This window comes from Arthrobacter sp. 10T413_2 (assembly GCF_056394205.1).
This window is the reverse complement of sequence record NZ_JBFTHK010000051.1, coordinates 1-18,863: the sequence shown is the minus strand read 5'-3', so window position 1 is coordinate 18,863 and position 18,863 is coordinate 1. Positions and strand designations below refer to the sequence as shown.

The 18,863-nt window shown below is 65.7% G+C and carries 20 protein-coding genes and 1 pseudogene; 9 read left to right on the top strand and 12 right to left on the bottom strand.

Annotated elements, in window-relative coordinates; translation table 11 throughout:
* Positions 1 to 2: 2 nt before the first annotated feature.
* The 8 genes from AC1DBQ_RS10490 (at position 3) to AC1DBQ_RS10455 (ending at position 8,336) form a co-directional block, all read left to right on the top strand.
* The gene (locus tag AC1DBQ_RS10490; protein ID WP_476928438.1) at positions 3 to 2,039 is read left to right on the top strand and encodes a bifunctional aldolase/short-chain dehydrogenase; all 2,037 of its coding nucleotides are present in this window, start codon (positions 3 to 5) and stop codon (positions 2,037 to 2,039) included.
* Positions 2,036 to 3,592: a rhamnulokinase gene (locus tag AC1DBQ_RS10485; protein WP_476928437.1), complete on the top strand. Its 1,557-nt coding sequence runs from the start codon at positions 2,036 to 2,038 to the stop codon at positions 3,590 to 3,592. The genes AC1DBQ_RS10490 and AC1DBQ_RS10485 overlap by 4 nt, the downstream gene beginning before the upstream one ends.
* A complete protein-coding gene (locus AC1DBQ_RS10480) occupies positions 3,589 to 4,392 on the top strand; it encodes a (Fe-S)-binding protein (RefSeq protein ID WP_476928436.1) in 804 nt (267 codons plus the stop codon). The genes AC1DBQ_RS10485 and AC1DBQ_RS10480 overlap by 4 nt, the downstream gene beginning before the upstream one ends.
* On the top strand, positions 4,389 to 5,960 hold the full coding sequence (locus AC1DBQ_RS10475; RefSeq protein ID WP_476928435.1) for a LutB/LldF family L-lactate oxidation iron-sulfur protein: 1,572 nt from the start codon (positions 4,389 to 4,391) through the stop codon (positions 5,958 to 5,960). The genes AC1DBQ_RS10480 and AC1DBQ_RS10475 overlap by 4 nt, the downstream gene beginning before the upstream one ends.
* Complete coding sequence (locus AC1DBQ_RS10470) at positions 5,957 to 6,604, top strand: LutC/YkgG family protein (protein ID WP_476928434.1); 648 nt, start codon at positions 5,957 to 5,959, stop codon at positions 6,602 to 6,604. Before AC1DBQ_RS10475 ends, AC1DBQ_RS10470 begins: the two co-directional genes overlap by 4 nt.
* 145 nt (positions 6,605 to 6,749) lie before the next feature.
* A complete protein-coding gene (locus AC1DBQ_RS10465; protein ID WP_476928433.1) occupies positions 6,750 to 7,016 on the top strand; it encodes a hypothetical protein in 267 nt (88 codons plus the stop codon).
* A gap of 337 nt (positions 7,017 to 7,353) precedes the next feature.
* Positions 7,354 to 7,923, top strand: a complete 570-nt coding sequence (locus AC1DBQ_RS10460) for an SGNH/GDSL hydrolase family protein (protein ID WP_476928432.1) — start codon at positions 7,354 to 7,356, stop codon at positions 7,921 to 7,923.
* A 212-nt stretch (positions 7,924 to 8,135) separates the two neighbouring features.
* Positions 8,136 to 8,336, top strand: coding sequence for a hypothetical protein (locus AC1DBQ_RS10455; RefSeq protein ID WP_476928431.1), 201 nt, complete (start codon positions 8,136 to 8,138; stop codon positions 8,334 to 8,336).
* 74 nt (positions 8,337 to 8,410) lie between these two features.
* On the opposite strand, the gene AC1DBQ_RS10450 is transcribed toward AC1DBQ_RS10455, so the two are convergent.
* The 5 genes from AC1DBQ_RS10450 to AC1DBQ_RS10430 form a co-directional block, all read right to left on the bottom strand.
* Complete coding sequence (locus tag AC1DBQ_RS10450; protein WP_476928430.1) at positions 8,411 to 9,319, bottom strand: NAD(P)-dependent oxidoreductase; 909 nt, start codon at positions 9,317 to 9,319, stop codon at positions 8,411 to 8,413.
* A 34-nt stretch (positions 9,320 to 9,353) separates the two neighbouring features.
* Positions 9,354 to 10,280: an SDR family NAD(P)-dependent oxidoreductase gene (locus tag AC1DBQ_RS10445; protein ID WP_476928429.1), complete on the bottom strand. Its 927-nt coding sequence runs from the start codon at positions 10,278 to 10,280 to the stop codon at positions 9,354 to 9,356.
* A gap of 207 nt (positions 10,281 to 10,487) precedes the next feature.
* Positions 10,488 to 11,312 (bottom strand): helix-turn-helix domain-containing protein, encoded by an 825-nt coding sequence (locus AC1DBQ_RS10440; RefSeq protein ID WP_476928428.1) that lies wholly within the window; start codon positions 11,310 to 11,312, stop codon positions 10,488 to 10,490.
* Positions 11,313 to 11,711: 399 nt separating this feature from the next.
* Positions 11,712 to 12,317, bottom strand: coding sequence for a dihydrofolate reductase family protein (locus tag AC1DBQ_RS10435; protein WP_476928427.1), 606 nt, complete (start codon positions 12,315 to 12,317; stop codon positions 11,712 to 11,714).
* A 424-nt stretch (positions 12,318 to 12,741) separates the two neighbouring features.
* Complete coding sequence (locus AC1DBQ_RS10430) at positions 12,742 to 12,996, bottom strand: hypothetical protein (protein WP_456507540.1); 255 nt, start codon at positions 12,994 to 12,996, stop codon at positions 12,742 to 12,744.
* Between AC1DBQ_RS10430 and AC1DBQ_RS10425 the strand changes: the two genes are divergently transcribed.
* Positions 12,995 to 13,624, top strand: coding sequence for a TetR/AcrR family transcriptional regulator (locus AC1DBQ_RS10425; RefSeq protein WP_476928426.1), 630 nt, complete (start codon positions 12,995 to 12,997; stop codon positions 13,622 to 13,624). The two genes, AC1DBQ_RS10430 and AC1DBQ_RS10425, sit on opposite strands and share 2 nt — an antisense overlap.
* 519 nt (positions 13,625 to 14,143) lie before the next feature.
* Here AC1DBQ_RS10425 and AC1DBQ_RS10420 read toward each other — a convergent pair.
* The 7 genes and pseudogenes from AC1DBQ_RS10420 to AC1DBQ_RS10390 all read right to left on the bottom strand — a co-directional run.
* Complete coding sequence (locus AC1DBQ_RS10420) at positions 14,144 to 14,701, bottom strand: NAD(P)H-dependent oxidoreductase (RefSeq protein WP_476928425.1); 558 nt, start codon at positions 14,699 to 14,701, stop codon at positions 14,144 to 14,146.
* Between the two features lie 56 nt (positions 14,702 to 14,757).
* Entirely contained in the window at positions 14,758 to 15,156 is a 399-nt protein-coding gene (locus AC1DBQ_RS10415; RefSeq protein ID WP_476928424.1) for a nuclear transport factor 2 family protein, read from the bottom strand.
* Between the two features lie 441 nt (positions 15,157 to 15,597).
* Positions 15,598 to 16,423, bottom strand: a pseudogene (locus AC1DBQ_RS10410) (alpha/beta fold hydrolase).
* A gap of 97 nt (positions 16,424 to 16,520) precedes the next feature.
* Positions 16,521 to 16,823 carry a tautomerase family protein gene (locus tag AC1DBQ_RS10405; protein WP_456507536.1) on the bottom strand — a complete coding sequence of 101 codons (303 nt, stop codon included), beginning with the start codon at positions 16,821 to 16,823 and terminating at the stop codon, positions 16,521 to 16,523.
* Positions 16,824 to 16,948: 125 nt separating this feature from the next.
* The gene (locus AC1DBQ_RS10400) at positions 16,949 to 17,902 is read right to left on the bottom strand and encodes a GlxA family transcriptional regulator (RefSeq protein ID WP_476928423.1); all 954 of its coding nucleotides are present in this window, start codon (positions 17,900 to 17,902) and stop codon (positions 16,949 to 16,951) included.
* 211 nt (positions 17,903 to 18,113) lie between these two features.
* Positions 18,114 to 18,707 (bottom strand): HD domain-containing protein, encoded by a 594-nt coding sequence (locus AC1DBQ_RS10395; RefSeq protein ID WP_476928422.1) that lies wholly within the window; start codon positions 18,705 to 18,707, stop codon positions 18,114 to 18,116.
* Between the two features lie 31 nt (positions 18,708 to 18,738).
* Positions 18,739 to 18,863: integrase core domain-containing protein (locus AC1DBQ_RS10390; protein WP_476928456.1), on the bottom strand; the 125-nt coding region annotated here is incomplete at its 5' end.

Here is an 18,863-nt window from a genome sequence, read left to right as displayed (position 1 = left end):
TAATGACGAACAAGACTGTTGAAGAGCTGATCTCCCGTTCCAACCGCCTCGGAGCGGACAAGCGGAACACCAACTTCGCCGGCGGCAACACCTCCGCCAAGGGCACCGAGAAGGATCCCGTGACCGGCGAGGACGTCGAGCTCCTGTGGGTCAAGGGCTCCGGCGGGGATCTGGGCACGCTGAAGGCCGAGGGCCTTGCCGTGCTGCGGCTGGACCGGCTGCAGGCGCTCAAGAACGTGTACCCCGGCGTCGAGCGTGAAGACGAAATGGCGGCGGCGTTCGACTACTGCCTGTTCGGCAAGGGCGGCGCCGCGCCGTCGATCGACACCGCCATGCACGGCCTCGTCGACGCCGCGCACGTGGACCACCTGCATCCGGACTCCGGCATCGCCATTGCCACGGCCGCCGACGGCGAGGCCCTCACCAAGGAGATCTTCGGTGAGAAGGTGGCCTGGGTGCCGTGGCGCCGCCCCGGATTCCAGCTGGGCCTGGATATCTCAGCGATTAAGGACGCCAACCCGCACGCGGTCGGCACCATCCTCGGCGGCCACGGCATCACCGCCTGGGGCGCCACGAGCGAGGAAGCCGAAGCCAACTCGCTGTGGATCATCGAGCAGGCCGAGCAGTACATCAAGGACCACGGCAAGAACGAACCCTTCGGGCCGAAGCTTCCCGGCTACGCCGCCCTCCCGGAGGCCGAGCGCCGCGCCAAGGCTGCCGCCCTGGCCCCCGTGATCCGCGGACTCACGTCCACGGACAAGCCGCAGCTGGGACACTTCAGCGACGCCCCCGCCGTCCTGGACTTCCTCGAAGCCGCAGAGCACCCGCGGCTCGGCGCCCTGGGCACGTCCTGCCCGGACCACTTCCTGCGCACCAAGGTCAAGCCCCTGGTCCTGGACCTGCCCGCCGACGCCTCGATCGATGACTCCGTGGCCCGGCTCAAGGAGCTGCACACCGCCTACCGGGCGGACTACCAGGCGTACTACGACCGCCACGCGACCCCGGACAGCCCCGCCCTGCGAGGCGCGGACCCGGCGATCGTGCTGGTCCCCGGCGTGGGTATGTTCTCCTTCGGCGCGAACAAGCAGACCGCCCGCGTCGCGGGGGAGTTCTACCTCAACGCCATCAACGTCATGCGCGGCGCCGAGGCCGTCTCCAGCTACGCCCCGATCGAGGAATCCGAGAAATTCCGGATCGAATACTGGGCCCTGGAAGAAGCCAAACTGGCCCGGATGCCCAAGCCGAAATCCCACGCCGGCCGCATCGCCCTCGTGACCGGGGCGGCGTCGGGCATCGGCAAGGCGATTGCCACCCGCTTCGCCGCCGACGGCGCCTGCGTGGTCATTGCGGATCTGAACCTGGACAACGCCCGGGCCGTGGCCGCTGAACTGGGCGGCTCCGACGTCGCGATCGGCGTCCAGGCCGACGTCACGGACGAAGCCCAGATCGCGGCAGCCATCCAGGAAGCCGTCCTGGCCTTCGGCGGGCTGGACCTCGTGGTCAACAACGCCGGGCTCTCCATCTCCAAGCCGCTCCTGGAAACCACGGAGAAGGACTGGGACCTGCAGCACAACGTCATGGCCAAGGGCTCGTTCTTGGTGGCCAAGGCCGCCGCGAGGGTGATGATCGACCAGGAAATGGGCGGGGACATCATCTACATCTCCTCCAAGAACTCCGTGTTCGCCGGCCCGAACAACATCGCCTACTCCGCCACCAAGGCAGACCAGGCCCACCAGGTCCGGCTCCTCGCCGCGGAACTAGGCGAGTACGGGATCCGGGTCAACGGGATCAACCCCGACGGCGTGGTCCGCGGTTCCGGGATCTTCGCCGGCGGCTGGGGCGCCAAGCGCGCCGCCGTCTACGGGGTGCAGGAAGAGGAGCTCGGCAAGTACTACGCCCAGCGCACCCTGCTCAAGCGCGAAGTGCTGCCCGAAAACGTGGCCAACGCCGCATCCGTACTCACCGGCAGCGAGCTCTCCCACACCACCGGGCTCCACATCCCCGTCGACGCCGGCGTGGCCGCGGCCTTCCTGCGATGAGCGCGGAACCCTCAGCGACGGACGCCGCCTCGGCACTCGTGGTGACGAGCAGCAGTGCGGCGTCCGCCCCCAGTTTCTCCGCCGGCAGCGTCTTCGCCGCCGTTGACATCGGCGCGTCCTCGGGCCGGGTCATCCTTGGCCGGGTCGCGGGCAGTCCCGGTGGGGCGAGGGCGGAGCTGGAGACGGTGCACCGCTTCCCCAACGGTGTCAAGGAGCTCGACGGCGGTCTCCGCTGGGACTTCGACGCCCTGTTCGCCGAGGTCCTCACCGGGCTCGCGGCCGCCGCCACGGCGGCCGCGGCCCGCGGTGAGAGCATCGCCAGCATCGGAATCGACACCTGGGCCGTGGACTACGGTTTGGTCAACGCCGCCGGCGACCTCGTCGCGGGGCCCTTCAGCTACCGCGATGACCGCAGCCGTGCCGCCGTCGCCCGGGTCCACCAGCTCCTGGACCCGGCCAGGCTCTACGCCACCACGGGGCTGCAGTTCCTGCCGTTCAACACGATCTACCAGCTCGCCACGGAGACCGAACTGGAGGGGCTGCAGGCGCTGCTCATCCCGGACCTCATCGGGTTCCTTCTGACGGGCCGGCGCCGCACCGAGGCCACCAACGCCTCCACCACCGGGCTCTTCGACGCCGTCGCGGGGGAGTGGGCCACGGAATTCCTGTCCGCCCTGGGTCTGGCCGCCGGACTGTTCCCGCCGCTCATCCAACCAGGGGAGACGGTCGGCACCCTGACGAAGGGCATCGCGGACCGCGTGGGCCTGCCCGAAAGCACCGCCGTGGTGGCCGTCGGCTCGCACGACACCGCCTCGGCCGTCGCCGCCGTCCCCGCGGACCGGCGCGACTTCGCCTACATCTCCTCGGGCACGTGGTCGCTGGTCGGCGTCGAACTGTCCCACCCGGTCCTGACCGAGGCCAGCCGGGCCGCGAACTTCACCAACGAACGCGGCGTGGACGGCACCATCCGCTACCTGCGCAACGTCGGCGGCCTCTGGCTGCTCAGCGAGTGCCAGCGCACCTGGGCGGGAGAGGGCTACCGGCCGGAACTGGTGGAACTGCTCGACGCCGCCGCGGCCCTGCCCGCCGGCGGCCCGCTCATCAACGCCGACGACCCCTACTTCATCGCCCCCGACAACATGCCCGACCGCATCCGGGCCGCGGTCCGCAACACCGGAGCGGTCCTCCCGGAGCATCCCGCGCACATCGTGCGGTGCATCCTGAACAGCCTCGCCGCCGGCTACGCCCGGACCATCACCGACGCCGAACGGCTCGCGGACCTGAGCGCCGACGTCGTGCACATTGTGGGCGGCGGATCCCAGAACCGGCTCCTGTGCCAGCTCACCGCCGACGCCACCGGCAAGCGCGTGATCGCCGGCCCCGTGGAAGCCACGGCGCTGGGCAACGTCCTGGTCCAGGCCCGGGCCGCCGGCGTGCTCAGCGGCGGGCTGGGGGAGCTGCGCGCCGTGGTTCGTGCCTCCCAGCACCCCGCGGAATATGTGCCGGCCACCCGTCCGGCCCCCAGCCCCATGACCAGCGGAGGTGTCCTGTGAGGATCGCACTTTTTGCCACGTGCATCGTTGACGCCATGTACCCGAACACGGCGCGCGCCACCGTGTCCATCCTGGAACGCCTCGGCCATGAGGTCATCTTCCCCGCCGAGCAGGCGTGCTGCGGGCAGATGCACGTCAACAGCGGCTACTTCAAGGAGGCGTTGCCGGTCGTCGCCAACCATGTGAAGGCCTTCGAGGCGGATGAGTACGACGTCGCCGTCGCACCGTCCGGCTCCTGCGTCGCCTCCGTGAAGCACCAGCACCCCATGGTCGCCCGCCGCTGCGGGGACGCCGGGCTGGAAGCCCGGGCGGCCGCCGTCGGACACAAAACCTACGAGCTCTCCCAGCTCCTGGTGGATGTCCTGGGCGTCACGGACGCCGCGGCCCAGCTGGGCTCCTACTTCCCGCACCGGATCACGTACCACCCCAGCTGCCACGGCATGCGGCTGCTCCGGCTCGGCGACCGGCAGCTGGACCTGCTGCGCTCGGTCGGCGGCATCGAACTGGCCGAACTGCCCGAGGCCGAGCAATGCTGCGGCTTCGGCGGGACGTTCTCGATGAAGAACGCGGACGTGTCCTCGGCGATGCTCGCGGACAAGACGGCCAATATCTGCGGCACCGGCGCCGACCTCTGCACCGGCGGCGATGCGTCCTGCCTGATGCATATCGGCGGCGGCCTGTCCCGGCGGGGCAGCGGCGTCACCACGATGCACTTCGCCGAGATCCTGGCCAGCACTTTCGAGAATCCCGCCGCCGTCACCGGCGACGTCCGCCTCACCACCGGAAGGACCGCACGATGAGCGGCACATTCCTGGGGATGCCGTCCCTGCCCGTTTTCGGCATCGGCAACCTGCACGAACCCGAGCCCTTCCCCAAAGCCGCGCACCGCGAACTCGGCAACACCCAGCTGCGGGCAAACCTCGGCCACGCCACCCGGACCATCCGGGACAAGCGGCTGGCCGTCGTGTCCGAACTCCCCGACTGGGAGGAGCTGCGCGACGCCGGCCGTGCGATCAAGGAATCCGTCATGGCCCGGCTGCCGGAGCTGCTCGAGACGTTCGAGGCGAACTTCATCGCCCGCGGCGGGACCATCCACTGGGCCCGCGACGCCGGCGAAGCCAACCGCATTGTCGCCTCCCTTATCCGGGAGCAGGGCGCCGACGAGGTGGTCAAGGTCAAGTCCATGGCCACCCAGGAAATCGGCCTCAACGAGTACCTCGAGGAACAGGGGATCGCGGCGTTCGAGACCGACCTCGCCGAGCTCATCGTCCAGCTGGACCACGACAAGCCCAGCCACATCCTGGTCCCGGCCATCCACAAGAACCGCACCCAGGTTCGGGACATCTTTCTGCGCGAAATGGAGGGCGTGGACCCCGAGCTGACCAACGAACCCGCCCGCCTCGCCGCGGCTGCCCGCGCCCACCTGCGCCGCAAATTCCTCAGCGCCAAGGTGGCCGTGTCCGGCGCGAACTTCGCCCTCGCGGACTCCGGCACCCTCGCCGTCGTCGAATCCGAGGGTAACGGGCGCATGTGCCTGACGCTGCCGGAGACCCTGATCACCGTCATGGGCGTTGAGAAGCTGCTGCCGGCCTGGGAGGACCTCGAGGTGTTCATGCAGCTGCTCCCGCGGTCCTCCACAGGCGAGCGGATGAATCCGTACACCTCGCTGTGGACCGGCGTCACGCCCGACGACGGGCCGCAGAACGTCCACCTCGTCCTGCTGGACAACGGGCGCAGCGCCGCCCTGGCCGACGAAATGGGCCGCTCCGCCCTGCACTGCATCCGCTGCAGCGCCTGCATGAACGTCTGCCCCGTCTACGAACGCACCGGCGGGCACGCCTACGGATCCACCTACCCGGGGCCGATCGGCGCGATCCTGTCCCCGCTGCTGACCGGGATCACGGCGGAGGAGAACAACTCGCTGCCCTATGCCTCGTCCCTATGCGGGGCCTGCTACGACGCCTGCCCGGTGAAGATCAACATCCCGGACATCCTGGTGCACTTGCGCGGCGAGGACGTGGACAGCAAACGCGGAAAGAAGCGGCTCCCGAGCCAGATGGACCTGGGCATGAAGGCGGCGTCCTGGGCGCTGTCCTCCGGAAAGAACCTCGGCCTGGTCGAGAAGGCGCTGCCCCTGGGCCGGCTTGCCGCCGGCCCGGATAAGAAAATCACCAAACTTCCGGGCATCGCCGCCGGCTGGACCCAGAGCCGGGACATTCCCGCCCCGCCGGCGCAGTCGTTCCGGCAATGGTGGAACAAGGACCATCAGGCCCCGGCACCGGCACCCGGTGCGGCGGCGCCCGACCCTGGGTCGACCGGCACCGAGGCCCCCGGCACAGGATCCGCCGGTACAGAGGAGAACCCGTGAACGCGCGCAAAGAAATACTCGACCGGATCCGCTCGGCCCTCCGGGACGCCCCGGCCGTCTCGGAGGTGCCCCGCGACTACCGGCGCGCTTCCGAGCTGGGCGAGGACGCGCTCATCGAGCTGCTGACGGACCGGCTGGTCGACTACAAGGCGAACGTCTTCGTCGAGGATGCCGTCGCGGTGCCGCAGCGGCTCGCCGCGCTGCTCGAAGGCACCGACCGATACGCCGTGCCGCACGGCCTCGCCGAGTCACTGTTCGCGGAGGCGGAGGCGGAGGCGCACGACGGCGGTTCGGGCCGCCGCGTCACCGACGCACCGGGGCACCGGCTGAGCGTCGAGGAATTGGACGGGGTGGACGCCGTCGTCACCGGGAGCGCCGTGGCGGTCGCCGAAACCGGCACCATCGTCCTGGACGCAAGTCCGGACCAGGGCCGCCGGGTCATCAGCCTCGTCCCGGACCGGCACATCTGCCTGGTCCGGGCCAGTGACATCACGGCCATCCTGCCCGAGGCCCTCCGCAGGCTCGACGGCACCCGCCCGCAGACGTGGATCAGCGGGCCCAGCGCCACGAGCGACATCGAGCTCGAACGCGTCGAAGGCGTCCACGGCCCGCGGACCCTGGATGTCGTGATCGTGCGCGGCTAAGTAGCACGGCAGCCCTGTTTCCCTTGTAGACAAAGGGAAGCAGGGCTTTCTGTTGGGTGGCGACGGGTTCCGGGAAAGCACCGCCAGCCCCGATCACCCAGACGACACTCATGGTCTTCTCAGGTGGGAGTTGAACCATGGAAACATGTACCTAGTCGATCCCAGAGCCTATGCACAGCGTTTACTGCATCCTGGCGCTTGGTTCCTCACGTCGATCCACCGGCACCTGACCGCCCGGGAGCAGCGGTCCGCCCACTCCCGGCTCGACTATCTCGAGGCCGGCGTCACGGGGACAGTCAGCACCGCCTACACGCGCCGCAGAGCCAAAGAACTCGAGCAGGCCTTCCGCAACGGCGAGGTCTCCTACGAGGACGCGTGCCTGGAGATGGAGCAACTCGACGGAGGGGCCTGAGCAGGCGCCCCGGAGCCGGGGCCGCAAATAGAAGGAACCCCTGTCAGTGCGACTGACAGGGGTTCCTTGCCGTGCGGTAGCTACCGAATCGACCCGTGTCTATTCTGGATACCATGGCAAAGCGACATGCCGGGGACGCTATCTGGGAGCCACTGTGACCCTCAGCGGCCACCGCCGGTCCACCCTGGCAACCGCTCTCGGTGCGTCGGCGGTTCTCTGCGCTCTCGCTGCCTGTGCCCCGGCTGCCGACCACCGCTTGGCCCAAGCGGGCCAGCAGCAGAGCACTCCCGCCCCGGCCCCATCACAGACCCCTCGGAGGACGACGCCGGAACGCGTGGTGGTCATTGGCGATTCCCTCAGTACGGGGTTCGGTACCTCCCCGGAGGAAGCATGGCCTCGCCAACTGGGCCAGGCGCTGCAGTCCGGGCAGCACCCGGTGGACATCATCAACGCGGCAAAGAACGGTGCAGGCTACCTTGCCCCCGGCGAGGGAGGGGAGACGTTCGGGTCGCAGATCGCCGCCACGCTCAATGCCTCGACAGACATCGTCGTGTTCTTTGGCTCGGACAACGACGCAGGCCAGGATCCGGCGGCCTTGAAAGCCGCCGTCGCGGATGCACTTTCGACAAGCAAAACCCTGGCCCCCCACGCGGCCAGGATCGTCATCGGCCCCCTCACGGCCTTTGAGCCGGTGAAGGCGGATGTTGATGTAATCCGTGACCAGGAGAGGACAGTTGCCCTGGGCGCAGGCGCAGAGTTTGTTGATCCGATCACGGAGCATTGGATAGCCGGGCCCAACTCTCCCCTCCTGGGCCCGGACCACGAACACCCCAGCAGCCAGGGACAGCGATTCCTGAAGGGCATGATCCAAGGCATACTCGCGTCCCTGAAAACCCCGCCGCCGTGACTTCCCCTCCCGGAGCCCCTCGCCATTGAACGTCCCCATCCCGCCGATGCTGGTGCTTCCGCTGCCGGACTGTTGCGCACGACGGCGGCGGAACTGCTGGCAGGCCGTGACGCGTTGGGGTGTTCTCATACCTGGCCGCGCCAGGATGCACGTTATGAGCGCGTGCAGACGCTAGCCCCATTCGGGGGCTGGCGACAATGGAAAGGCACTCCATGATTCAGCAGACCATTGCCTCGCACCTGTTCGCCACCTTTGGGCACCGCATTTGCTGCGGCGAAATCCCTGACTGGACCGCCCGTGTCGGCCAGCCCTGGGACACTTACGACGTGGCGCCATACAACCTCTACAACGTCATCTGGCGGGCTCAGAACCGGGTTTTGCAGAACTGTGACAGCCGCGTCACCGACTCCTAAGCACCCAAGAACAGCCCCGGCTCCGGTAATCGGCCCGGGGCTGTCCTGTTTTGCTCCTTCGTTGCGCTCATCGGCTAGGGGTGAGTCACCCTGGCGATCAGGTGGGCGGCGGCGGGAAGGCCGCTGGCGCCGGCGCGTGCGTAGTCGTCGATGGCGGTGACGTCTTGGCCGAGGCTTGTCATGGCCCCGGCGAATATGTCCATGTCGATGATCTGCAGGACCCTGAGGTGGTCGGCATTGATGGTGGTGACGGCGCCGGTGAGTGCCTCGAGGGCAAAGCTGCGGCCGGTTCCGGAGAGCAGCAGGTCCGTCAGTGCGCCGAGGTCGAGGTCCAGATTGTTGGCTAGAGCGAGGATGTCCTGGACGTTCTTCTGGTTCATCATCAGCAAGGCATTGTTGATGAGTTTTCCGGTCTGTCCCGACCCTGCGGCGCCCATGTAGAAGACCTTCTTGGAGAAGGCGTCAAAGACGGGCCCGACCGTGGCCAGCGCCTGGCTGGGGCCGCCGACAATGGTCGTCAGTTGGCGTTCTTCGGCGCCGGGGCGACCGCCACTGACCGGTGCATCCAGGACGAGGACCCCTGTTTCGGCGGCCCGCTTGGCCATGGCGGAGGCGTAGCCGGGAAGTCCGGTGCCATGGTTGATGAGGATGGTGCCCGGCCGCAAGCCTCCGAGCAGCCCGCCGGCGGTGAGCACTTCTTCGATGTCGGAGTCCTCGCGTAGGCACAATCCGACCACGTCGCTGGCCGCGCCGAGCGCGGCGAGGGTCTCGTGCCGGACGTAAGGGAGGCCGTCGAGAGCGGCCAGGGATGCCTCGCGGCGGACCCAGATGTTTAGTTCGAAGCCCGCCTCGGCGATGGCCCGTGCCATGGGGGCACCTTGGTCTCCGAGGCCGACCCAGCCGACACTCCGTTCCGAGGCAATGCCCGGGGTGATCGCTGGTGTGGTTGTTATTGCGTCGGGTGTGGCGGCGGTGCCGGTCATGTCATTGTCTTTCTGCGTGGAGTAGTTGATGGTTTCACGCAGTCTTCCGGGCCAGGAGTCCGGCAGAGAGGTCCCAGAGGCGCTCGGCGTTAGCCGGATCGAGTGCGAAGGTTGCCACTCCGGTGTAGTCGGGGCCGCGGTGGTCCACGACGCGGGCCTCGTTGACGTCCTCAAAGTAGCGTCCGCCGATGCCCTCAAGGTCGGGGGAGGTCGCCACATACAGGGTGGTCGCGGCACCCTGCTGGGGGGTTTTCTGGCGTTCGATGGGGGTGCGCAGCCCTCCGGTATGGCGCTGGAGGTTGGTCGCGATGGCCCCGGGCATGACGGCGTTGGAGGTGATGCCGTCCTTGGCCCAGCGTATGGTCACTCCCACGGCGAACAGGGCTGAGGCGGTCTTGGACTGCCCGTAGGCGACAAACGCGTCGTAGGGGACGAAGTTGAAGTGCGGGTCATCGAACATGACCGGGGAGAACAGGTGTCCGCTGGAGCTCAGGGACACGATTCGGGCGTTCCCCGCCTCGGCGAGGGCTCCATGCAGGGCCTGGGCGAGGGCGAAGTGGCCCAGATGGTTCGTGGCGAACTGCATTTCCCAGCCCTCCGGGGTCCGCTCGAGTTCGGGCAGGGCCATAATGCCGGCGTTGTTGACCAGCACGTGCAGCGGGCCGGTCCACTCGTCGGCGAATTCGGTGATGGTGGTCAGGTCAGCGAGGTCCACCCGGCCCAGGAAGATGTTGTTGTTTCCTGTTGACGCGCGCAATTCTTCGGCTATTGGCCTCGCGGCCTCGACGTTGCGCACCGCCAGGGTGACCTCGGCACCGATGTTGGCGAACGCGCGGGCTGTTTCGACTCCGATGCCGGAGGCGCCGCCGGTGACGATGACGCGCTTTCCGGTGAAGTCGATACCCTCGGTGACATCGGAGGTGGTGGAGCGGAATCCGAATCCGGTGGTGATTCTTGCCATTGGGTTGTTCTTCTTTCGGCAGGTCGAGAAGTGTTTTTCATAGGAGCCGCCCGGCGTCCTTCGGCTGCAAACCTGAAGGAGCAGGGGGTTACGGGCAGCTCCGAAATCCAGTGTGCTCCCGCCGGAATCAGACAGCGAGAACCCCGTGATTCATATGAATGCGCGGGCTACCCTTGGCGTGATTCAGAGCTGCCGTTAATTGAGGGTTCAGGTCCTGCCCGGGAGTGTCCGGGCCAGGCGCTCCAGTGCCTGTTCGGAGGCACTGCCGGGCACGGCGTGATGAATGACCAGCAGATGACCGTCCGTTCCTGTTACGGCCAGTTTCTCGTGGAAGAGCTCGAGTTCGCCCACCAGCGGGTGATGCAGCAGACGCTTGCCCGCCACTTTGGGGCGGACGTCGTGGCGGCCCCAAAGCTGGAGGAAGTAGGCGCTGCGCTCTGACAGCTCGACGACCAGCGCCTCGAGTTGCGGGTCGTTGACGCGCTCCCCGACAGATGCGCGGAGTCCCGCGGTCGCATCCTCCATGACGTGTTCCCAGTCCTCGTAGAGCTCCCGTTCGGCGGGATCCAGGAAAGCCGCCCGCAGCACGTTCGTTCCCGGCTCGTTTCTAGGGGAAAGGGCAACGGCCAGCGGGTTGGCGGCGAGGACGTTCATGAAGCGGTCCTGAACAAAGGCGGGAACATGGGCCAACGTGACCAGCAAATGCGACAGGCCTTCCGCCACCCCGGTCGGCGCTGGACGGGCCAGGGTCTGCAGGGCCGGTTGCGCGAGCCGGTGCAGATGGACGGTTGAGGGCGGGTCCAAGCGCAAGGCGCGTGCGAGAGCGTCCAGTATTTGCGGGGATGGGTGGTGGTCTTTCCCCTGCTCCAGGCGCACGTAGTAATCCACGCTGATGCCCGCGAGGGCGGCAACCTCTTCACGCCGGAGACCCGGAACCCGGCGGCGCCCGTAGCTGCGCAGTTCGACGTCTTCCGGCCGGATAAGCTTACGGCGGGCCTGTAGGTACTGTCCGAAAGCGACGTTCTTTGTCACGGACCTAATCTACGCCCGGGGGCTCATCAAACGCGCGTCCTGACCGTAGTCAGTGATCGTAATGCGAACGTTCCAGCCGTCGATGACTCCAATGCCCCGGCCGTCCAGTCCGCCTGCATTGATCCTCCGCTCCCGTACGCATGGCTTGTCCTCCTTTGGCATCAAACCCACCTGCTGGATGTACTTCTCCAGGTCACCCTCCCGGTACTTCCGGTGGGTGCCCCAACGGTATGCGTACTGGGAGTAAGGTCCATCAAGCCGGATGCACAGTGCAGCACCGACCGGAGGCTGAGATCCAGGTTCTCCCATCCCGGCTCTGGTCCGCAATCGACTTGAGCTCGGCGACGATCTGATCGCTCTTCCACGATGCTGCGCAGGAGGCCGGCAGCGCCTACGGAATTAGCCGACGCGGCGATACCGGATGTGGGTGGCCAGCGGTGAGTGAAGCACCTCGGCGGGTTCGAAGCCGAAGGATTCAACCCCGTCGAAGATCCGCTCGCCCGAACCGAGCAGGACCGGTGCGATGTCGAGGGTGAGCTCGTCGATCACACCGGCGATCAGTGCCTGGCGGACGGTCGAGGCCCCGCCGGCGATGTCCACGCCGTTGTCCCCGGCGGCCTGGCACGCTGCGGAGTAGGCCGCGTCGAAGCCCTCGGTGATGAAGTGGAAGGTCGTCCCGCCGTCCATCTGGATCGGGTCATGTGCGTGATGGGTCAGCACGAACACCGGTGCGTGGTACGGCGGTTCGGCTCCCCACCACCCGGTCCATTCCTCATCCCAGTCCCCGCGGATCGGGCCGAACATGTTCCGACCCATCACATACGCGCCCCGCGGGCGCATGAGCCACTCGTTCGCGACCTTGTCGGCATGGTTGGCTCGCGGGTCGCCGATATGCCAGCGGTGCAGCTCCAGCCCCCGCTTGCCCAGAGGGTTTTCGCGGCTCTGGTCCGGTCCGGCGACGAAGCCATCCAGCGAGATCGACATGTGACAGGTTGTGTCCGGCACCGCGAACCTCCTGAGTGATTGCGACTTACATGCGGTCGTGTGGGGGAGCGTAGCACGTCCCGGCATGTGTTAGCCCGTGCGATGTCGAGGGCGATGACTTCAAACGGGTCGAGATCCGTTGCAATCATGCGCCTACTCCCTTCGCAGAGCCAGGGACTCGGCCGCCTGTGAACATCCACCCCGTCCGACGGGGGCACCCAAACCCGTCATCGTCAGCGAAACCGGTGCCGCCCTGCGACACTGTCCCAATTATTGCTGGGTATAACTGCGGGGTTGAAACCGGCGGATCCCCTATGGCCCAAGTCAGGTGAATATTGCAGTTTGATTCAGGACCGGTGCGACGGCTGGAACAACCGATGCCACCCTTCGCCTGGACCAAGACCCAGGAAGGCGACACTAGATCCGAACGGCACCTACTGTCGGGCTACTGTAGATCATCCGGGACGCCGAATCGCCTTCCAATGAGTACGCGAATGGCCGCGAGTAGAGCCTGATCTTCCAGCGCAACGCCCTCGCCCCCGTAGTGCACACCCGTTTCGTCACCCACTGCTTCTATGTCAAAAAGGTTGAGGACCTCGGCCACGCGAACCTGATACTCGGTGGCGTTCATTTGGCGACACACACGAACTGGAATTGTGCTGAGTTTGCGCGCGACCTTAGCATCGATGGATTGAGTCATGGGCGCACTGTGGCATGACGTTCGCCATTGCACAAGGGGGCTCTTTGGACCTTGTCCAGGAGTATGCGGCGACCTTAGGCTCGCGGGAGGTGAGCCCATCTTCCCGCGGCACCTGGCGTCAGCCCTCGGCGTCTTCAGGGAGCACGGCTTCACGAAGACGACGATGAGCGATCTCGCGGCTACGGCCGGAATGTCACGGCAGGGCCTTTACTTGCAGTTCTCCGACAAGCAGGAGGTCCTCTTGCTCTCGGTGCGCCAAGAACTCGACCGGGCGTTCCGTGCCGCTCAGGACGCGCCACAAGGGGGCGGAAGCATCAGCGACCGGGTGGCACGCGCGCTCGACGAATGGCTCGGTCCGGGCTCTGGAGAAAGCGCTTCCGACTTGTCGATTGTCGGACGAGAAAACGCTGCTGCGCTTGCCGCGACATTCGCCGAGTCGCGCGCCCAGTTCATCGGCGAGCTGGCGGCCGCGATACGAGCTTCATCGGAAACCGTGGACGACTCTCGAACCGTGGCCGAGACTCTGCACGCGACGGCAACCGGCTGGAAATACCTCTCGCCCGATCGAGAGGGGTTTCGCGAACATGTCGCGGAAGCCTCCGCGATCATTCTGTGCGAGGCCCGTTAGAACGGGATAATCGCGCGCCCCGCGAGGTGGTCCGACGCGATGCAAGTTGGCATTCGGCCATCGCCGCAGCAGCAGGTCTCAGCCGGCGATCGCGTCGGCCGCCTCGCGGATCAATGCCGCCTCCGCGATCATCAACCAAGTCTACGGACAATCCATTCGGCGGCCTTCGAGGACAATCTCGTGTCGCAGAACGCAGAGAGTCGATGAATCCGGACAACCTATCCGAGCGGTCGACATGAGCATTTCGCGGCGTTCGTGGCGGCCCCATGTGATTCACTGAGCCACGAGTCGCAGCGATGGGAGGGCGTCCGTGCAGGATCTCGGAGAGGTCATCGGGGACAACCGGGTGCGCGAGCTGAGTTTCAGCAGCAGCCGGTACTGCCAACTGTCGACTGAGCTGTGGGACGCGACCCTGACGCGCCTGGACTTCGACGATGACGACTACGAAGACGAAGGCAGCCAGAGCCGCAGGTGCCCACCCGCCCTGGACCTGACCCGGGCCGGTGGGCACCTGTGTCACTACACGTGCTCGGGCACGGAGCTTGGCTCCAGCAGGCCCCGGTAGTCCCGGGCCAGGTCCTGCAGCTGTTCATCCGTCAGGTCGCGTACCCCGTGCAGGACAAAGGGGCTGAGCCATTGCATTCCGAGCCGGCGTGCTGTCGCTTGCAGAGGGATGAGGATGTCGGCGTAGTTCCATCCGTGGAAGCCGTCCGGGGAGTAGGCATCCATGGTGCCCCCTGTGCTGGTGGCGACGCGCAGTGTTTTGCCGGCCAGTGCCCCAGGTGCTCCGGTGCCGTAGGCCCAGCCGCGGACCAGCACCTCATCCAGCCAGTTTTTGATGAAGGCAGGCGGGGCGTACCAGTGTGTCGGGTATTGCAGAACGATGTTGTCCGCCGCTTCCACCGCAGCCCTTTCAGCCGTGAGGTCGAGCCTGCCGTCCGGATACAGGCGGCGCAGGTCGCGCACCGCCAGCCCGGGTGCGCCCTCCAGGGCGGCGGCCAGAGCGTGATTTACGCGAGACCGGCTGAGATCGGGATGGTCGAGAAGGACCAGGGTCTTGGAGTTGAGGTTGGTCATGGCTTATTTCCTTGGTAGATCGGATCAGTGGCGGCCCCAGGCGGCCGCGTATGTACTCAGACAGGGAGTGGATCACCGGCAGGTGGTGCGACCTGGTTGTTCCACTGCCAATGTGCAGTTGCCGCCCCGTCCGCGTTGAGGGTCACCACCCAAAGGTTGTCAAAGGTTCCAAGAGCGGGATAGATGCCCGTTCCCTGGGCAGCGAAGGTGTCTCCCGTAAGGTGAAGGAGCTTCCAGCCGAAGGTCCAAGAGTCTGTTCCACGCCACCCTGCCCTCAGTTTCCATCCGGCGATAATTTCGTCCAGACCATTCCAATCGGTCTCGTATGGCCGTTCGTGGAACTCGGCGTCCGGGGTGTACACGGTGGAGATGTCCTCCACCCGGTTTGTCCTCCAGGCCTGTAAATATCGATCCATCCATCGCGTGACTTCGTCCTCACGCAAGAACTTGTCCATTTTCTGCGCTCCTTTCAAGAGTTCAAATATGTGGGACCGCGACGAGCAGTAGAAGGCTCCGCCGGCAGGGGTGTCACACTCCCTGGTTCGTCACGCCCGTGGCTGAGTGAGTCGGCCGGGCGGCGTTACCGGGAGTGGCGTTCCCGTTCCTGAGTCGTCCCGTAGGGAACTTCGTCGCTTACAGCCACAGTGAATGAGCCTGGCCCGTGCCGGGTCACCAGGATGCCGTGCCTGCCCCCGGATGCGATGGCCTGTTGCACGGCCATTTCCACCGCCCTATCGAGATGGTTCTCGTCTAGGTGAAGTTGGTTGCCCGTCACGTGGTAGACGGGGCCGGCACCTTTCGTGACGGTCATTTCGCTCCCGGGGTTTGCTGGATCGACCTGCAAGCTGGCAGGCCATCTGAGAATGCAATGTATGGACGCCACTTCGGCGGGGTGGTTACTTGGCCAGGAAGCGGAGCAGGATTTCGTTGATTTCGGCGCCGTGCGTCCAGAGCATGCCGTGCGGTGCATCTTCTATCTCCACGTACTCGGCGGACGGAAATCGCTTGGTGAACTCACGGCCTGTCGAGTCGATCGGCAGGATGCGGTCGTCCGTTCCGTGAACGATCAGGGTCGGCACGGTGACCTTCTCTACGTCGGTCCGCCAGCCACGAGTCGACGACGGCGAAGGACGCGTACCAGGACGAGCCGGCGGCGACGTTCCATGCATTGCGCAGCGCTTCCTCGCTGAGGCGGTTCCCGAGGAACTTATCGGTGCTGAAGAAATTGTTGTAGAAGTTGGTGAACCAGCTGTAGCGGTCTTCGATGGCGGCGGTGCGGATGCCGTCGAACACCGAGGAAGGAACGCCGGCGGGGTTGTCGTCGGTCTGCAGCAGGAACGGCTCGAGGGATGCAAGGAATGCTGCCTTGGCTACGCGGGCCTCGCCATAGGTGCCGATGTAGCGCCCAACTTCGCCGGTGCCCATCGAGAAGCCGACGAGGACGGCGTCCTGCAGGTCCAGGGTTTCGAGGACGGCGTTGAGGTCGGCTGCGAAGGTGTCGTAGTCGTAGCCTGTGGTCGGCTTGCTGGATTTGCCGAAGCCTCGGCGGTCGTACGTGATGACGCGGTACCCGGCATCCAAGAGGGCTGCGGTTTGCTTTTCCCAGGAGCCACCATCCAACGGGTAGCCGTGGATCAGGACAACCGGCTGGCCGGTGCCGTGGTCCTCATAGTAGAGCTCGATGTCTGTGGTGTTCTCGGTGCCGACTTTGATGAAGCCCATGATTCTGTTCCTTGTCTCGAAGGCAGAGAACGAGTGCTCTCCCGCCGCCATCACATCTCCGAACGGAGTGATGTGATTGGTCTTCCTGTAGTTGGGGTTACTTTTCTTGGACGGGGGCCTTCTCGGCCAGTTCCGGTCGAGTAACCGGGTGGCCATCGATGGACTCGTAGAGGCTCTTGGAACGGGCAAGTCCGTCCATCAGGCTGGCCGGTCCCCTGAAGGGCAAACCGCCGATGTGCCAGCCGTCGGTGTGCAGCTCCTCAATGAGGACCCAGACCACCTCGCGGAAAGCTTCAGATCCTTCGAACTTGACCATGACGTCAGTTAGGGCAGCCGCCATCCGGTGCTTTTCATCTTCCGTGAAGACGCCGTCGACGAGCTTGACATTTACGAAGGGCATGACCTTCTCCTTTTTTGTAGATACACCGGATTGGACCGGATGTATCCAGCATTGATCAAGGATGGAGTCGGCGGACCCGCAAATGCTGTCAACTACCCCGCAGATAGCGTCAGCCTGCGTCAGAGTCAGGTGGTGAGGCGTTCCAGATACAGCGAGGGACTCATTCCGATCTTCTGCGTGAAGACCCGCCTCATCGTTTCGGCACTTCCGAAACCGCTCGCGGCTGCGGCTGCCGCGACAGTGGCTCCCCGCTGGAGCATTGCCTGAGCCGCTTCGATGCGCACCATCTCGACGTATCGACCGGGGGTGGTGGTGGTTGCCTCTTGAAATCGCCGGGTGAGGCTACTTGCGCTGAGATTGGTCATGGCGGCCATGGCGCCAATTGAGTAATCCGCAGCGGGATCGGCGGCGATACGGTCCAAGAGCTTTCGGAGGACGTGGTCACGGGGAGCGCTTACGCGGACCGCGACCGGGCGCTGGGATTGACCTCCCGGCCGTTGATTGAAAATGACCATCTGACGGACGACGGCCCGGGCAACGTCGGGACCGTAGTCGTCTTCAACTATGAACAAGGCCAGGTCCACCCCGGAACTGACACCCGCGGAGGTGATGATCGCCCCGTCCTGCACAAACAGCGCATCCGGGACGACGCGTACCAGCGGATATGACCTGCTGAACCGCTCGACCTGGGTCCAGTGAGTGGTCGCGTTGCGGTAGTTCAGCAGGCCCCTGTGCGCCAGGAGGAAGGCGCCGGTACAGACGGAAGCGATCCTGCCGGCATCATCCGTCAGGGCGGAAACCGCCTCGACCAGCTCCTGTTCGAAAGGCTTGGCCACCATCCCGTAAGCACCCGGAACGATGACTGTGTCCAAGGCGCCCGTCCGTCCAGCTGCAGTCTCTGCGGTCAAATAGTGTCCGTTGGAAGCACGCTTGGCTTTGCCGTCGGCGGAAACTAAAACAGTCTCGTAGTGGGCACCGAACGCATTTGCGTGGTGAAACACATCAGCGGGCCCGGCAATGTCCACCATCGTCACGTTGTCGTGGACCAAGAACCCAATAACCTGGCTTCGATCACTCACTTCTCACCGTCCTGGAGGGTGCGCAGGGCGTACACCGACGGGCAGTTCCCTGGAAGCCCTTCACTAATCATCAAACGTGACGCGCAGGTTCGCAACGGAAACAGTCGCCGCGGGTCGTCCCGACGCTCAAGCTGATGCATTCTGCGCCAGCGAAGGGGAGAGCTGCAGTGCTGGATGCGGGGCGGGAATGACCGGCTGTTCCGGTCTGCGGCTAGAAAGCCGGGTTGATGCCCTGGCGGCGAGGAGCGCTCCGATGAGCTTCCAGCAGCGCCCCGGGCCAGGAAGCCGGGGGCGCCTTCCCGGGGTTGCGCAATGCCTGCTGAACAACCGCATCTCCCAAGCACTGCTCGATCATGAGTCGGGGATACCTCGCCTGAGCCGAAGAACGATGCACCTCCGCGCGAGGCAGCAGGGTGCCGTCCCCAAAGTCGGCCCGAACGCCAAGACGGAGGTAGCGAGTCAAAGGGCCTCGTCGCTCAGCGATTTGAGGTGAAGTGTGCAGCGCAATGGCCTCCCACACCGAGTCGACCCGGGTAGCGTCCCATCCCTGGACGCTCAGGAAGGCCGCAGCTGCGTCCGCACCCTCGACTTCAAACCGCTGCGGGCCGTCATATTCGTCCGCGGTGCCGGCATCGTGGAATAACGAAGCGATCCGCAGAGCCGCAACGTCAACCGGGCAACCCTCATGCGCCGCGATGGCTCGGGCAAGTTCGAAGACCCGGGCGCTGTGGTTAAAAATGGCCGGCTGCAGGCGCTGCACCAGGAGTTCCTCGGCAGCAACGAGGACGGCGCTCTCAGCGGTCATAGGAGGAGCCTAGCTGTACTCAGCCAAGAGGTTAGTTACATCTGCTGATGGGTGGTCGTCCTCCGAGGGCGCTGTGGTTGCGGCGGTGGTTGTAGAAGTCTAGCCAGCCGGTCAAGGCGTGTGTGCGGTGGTCGCTGGAGTTGTAGGCGTTCTTGT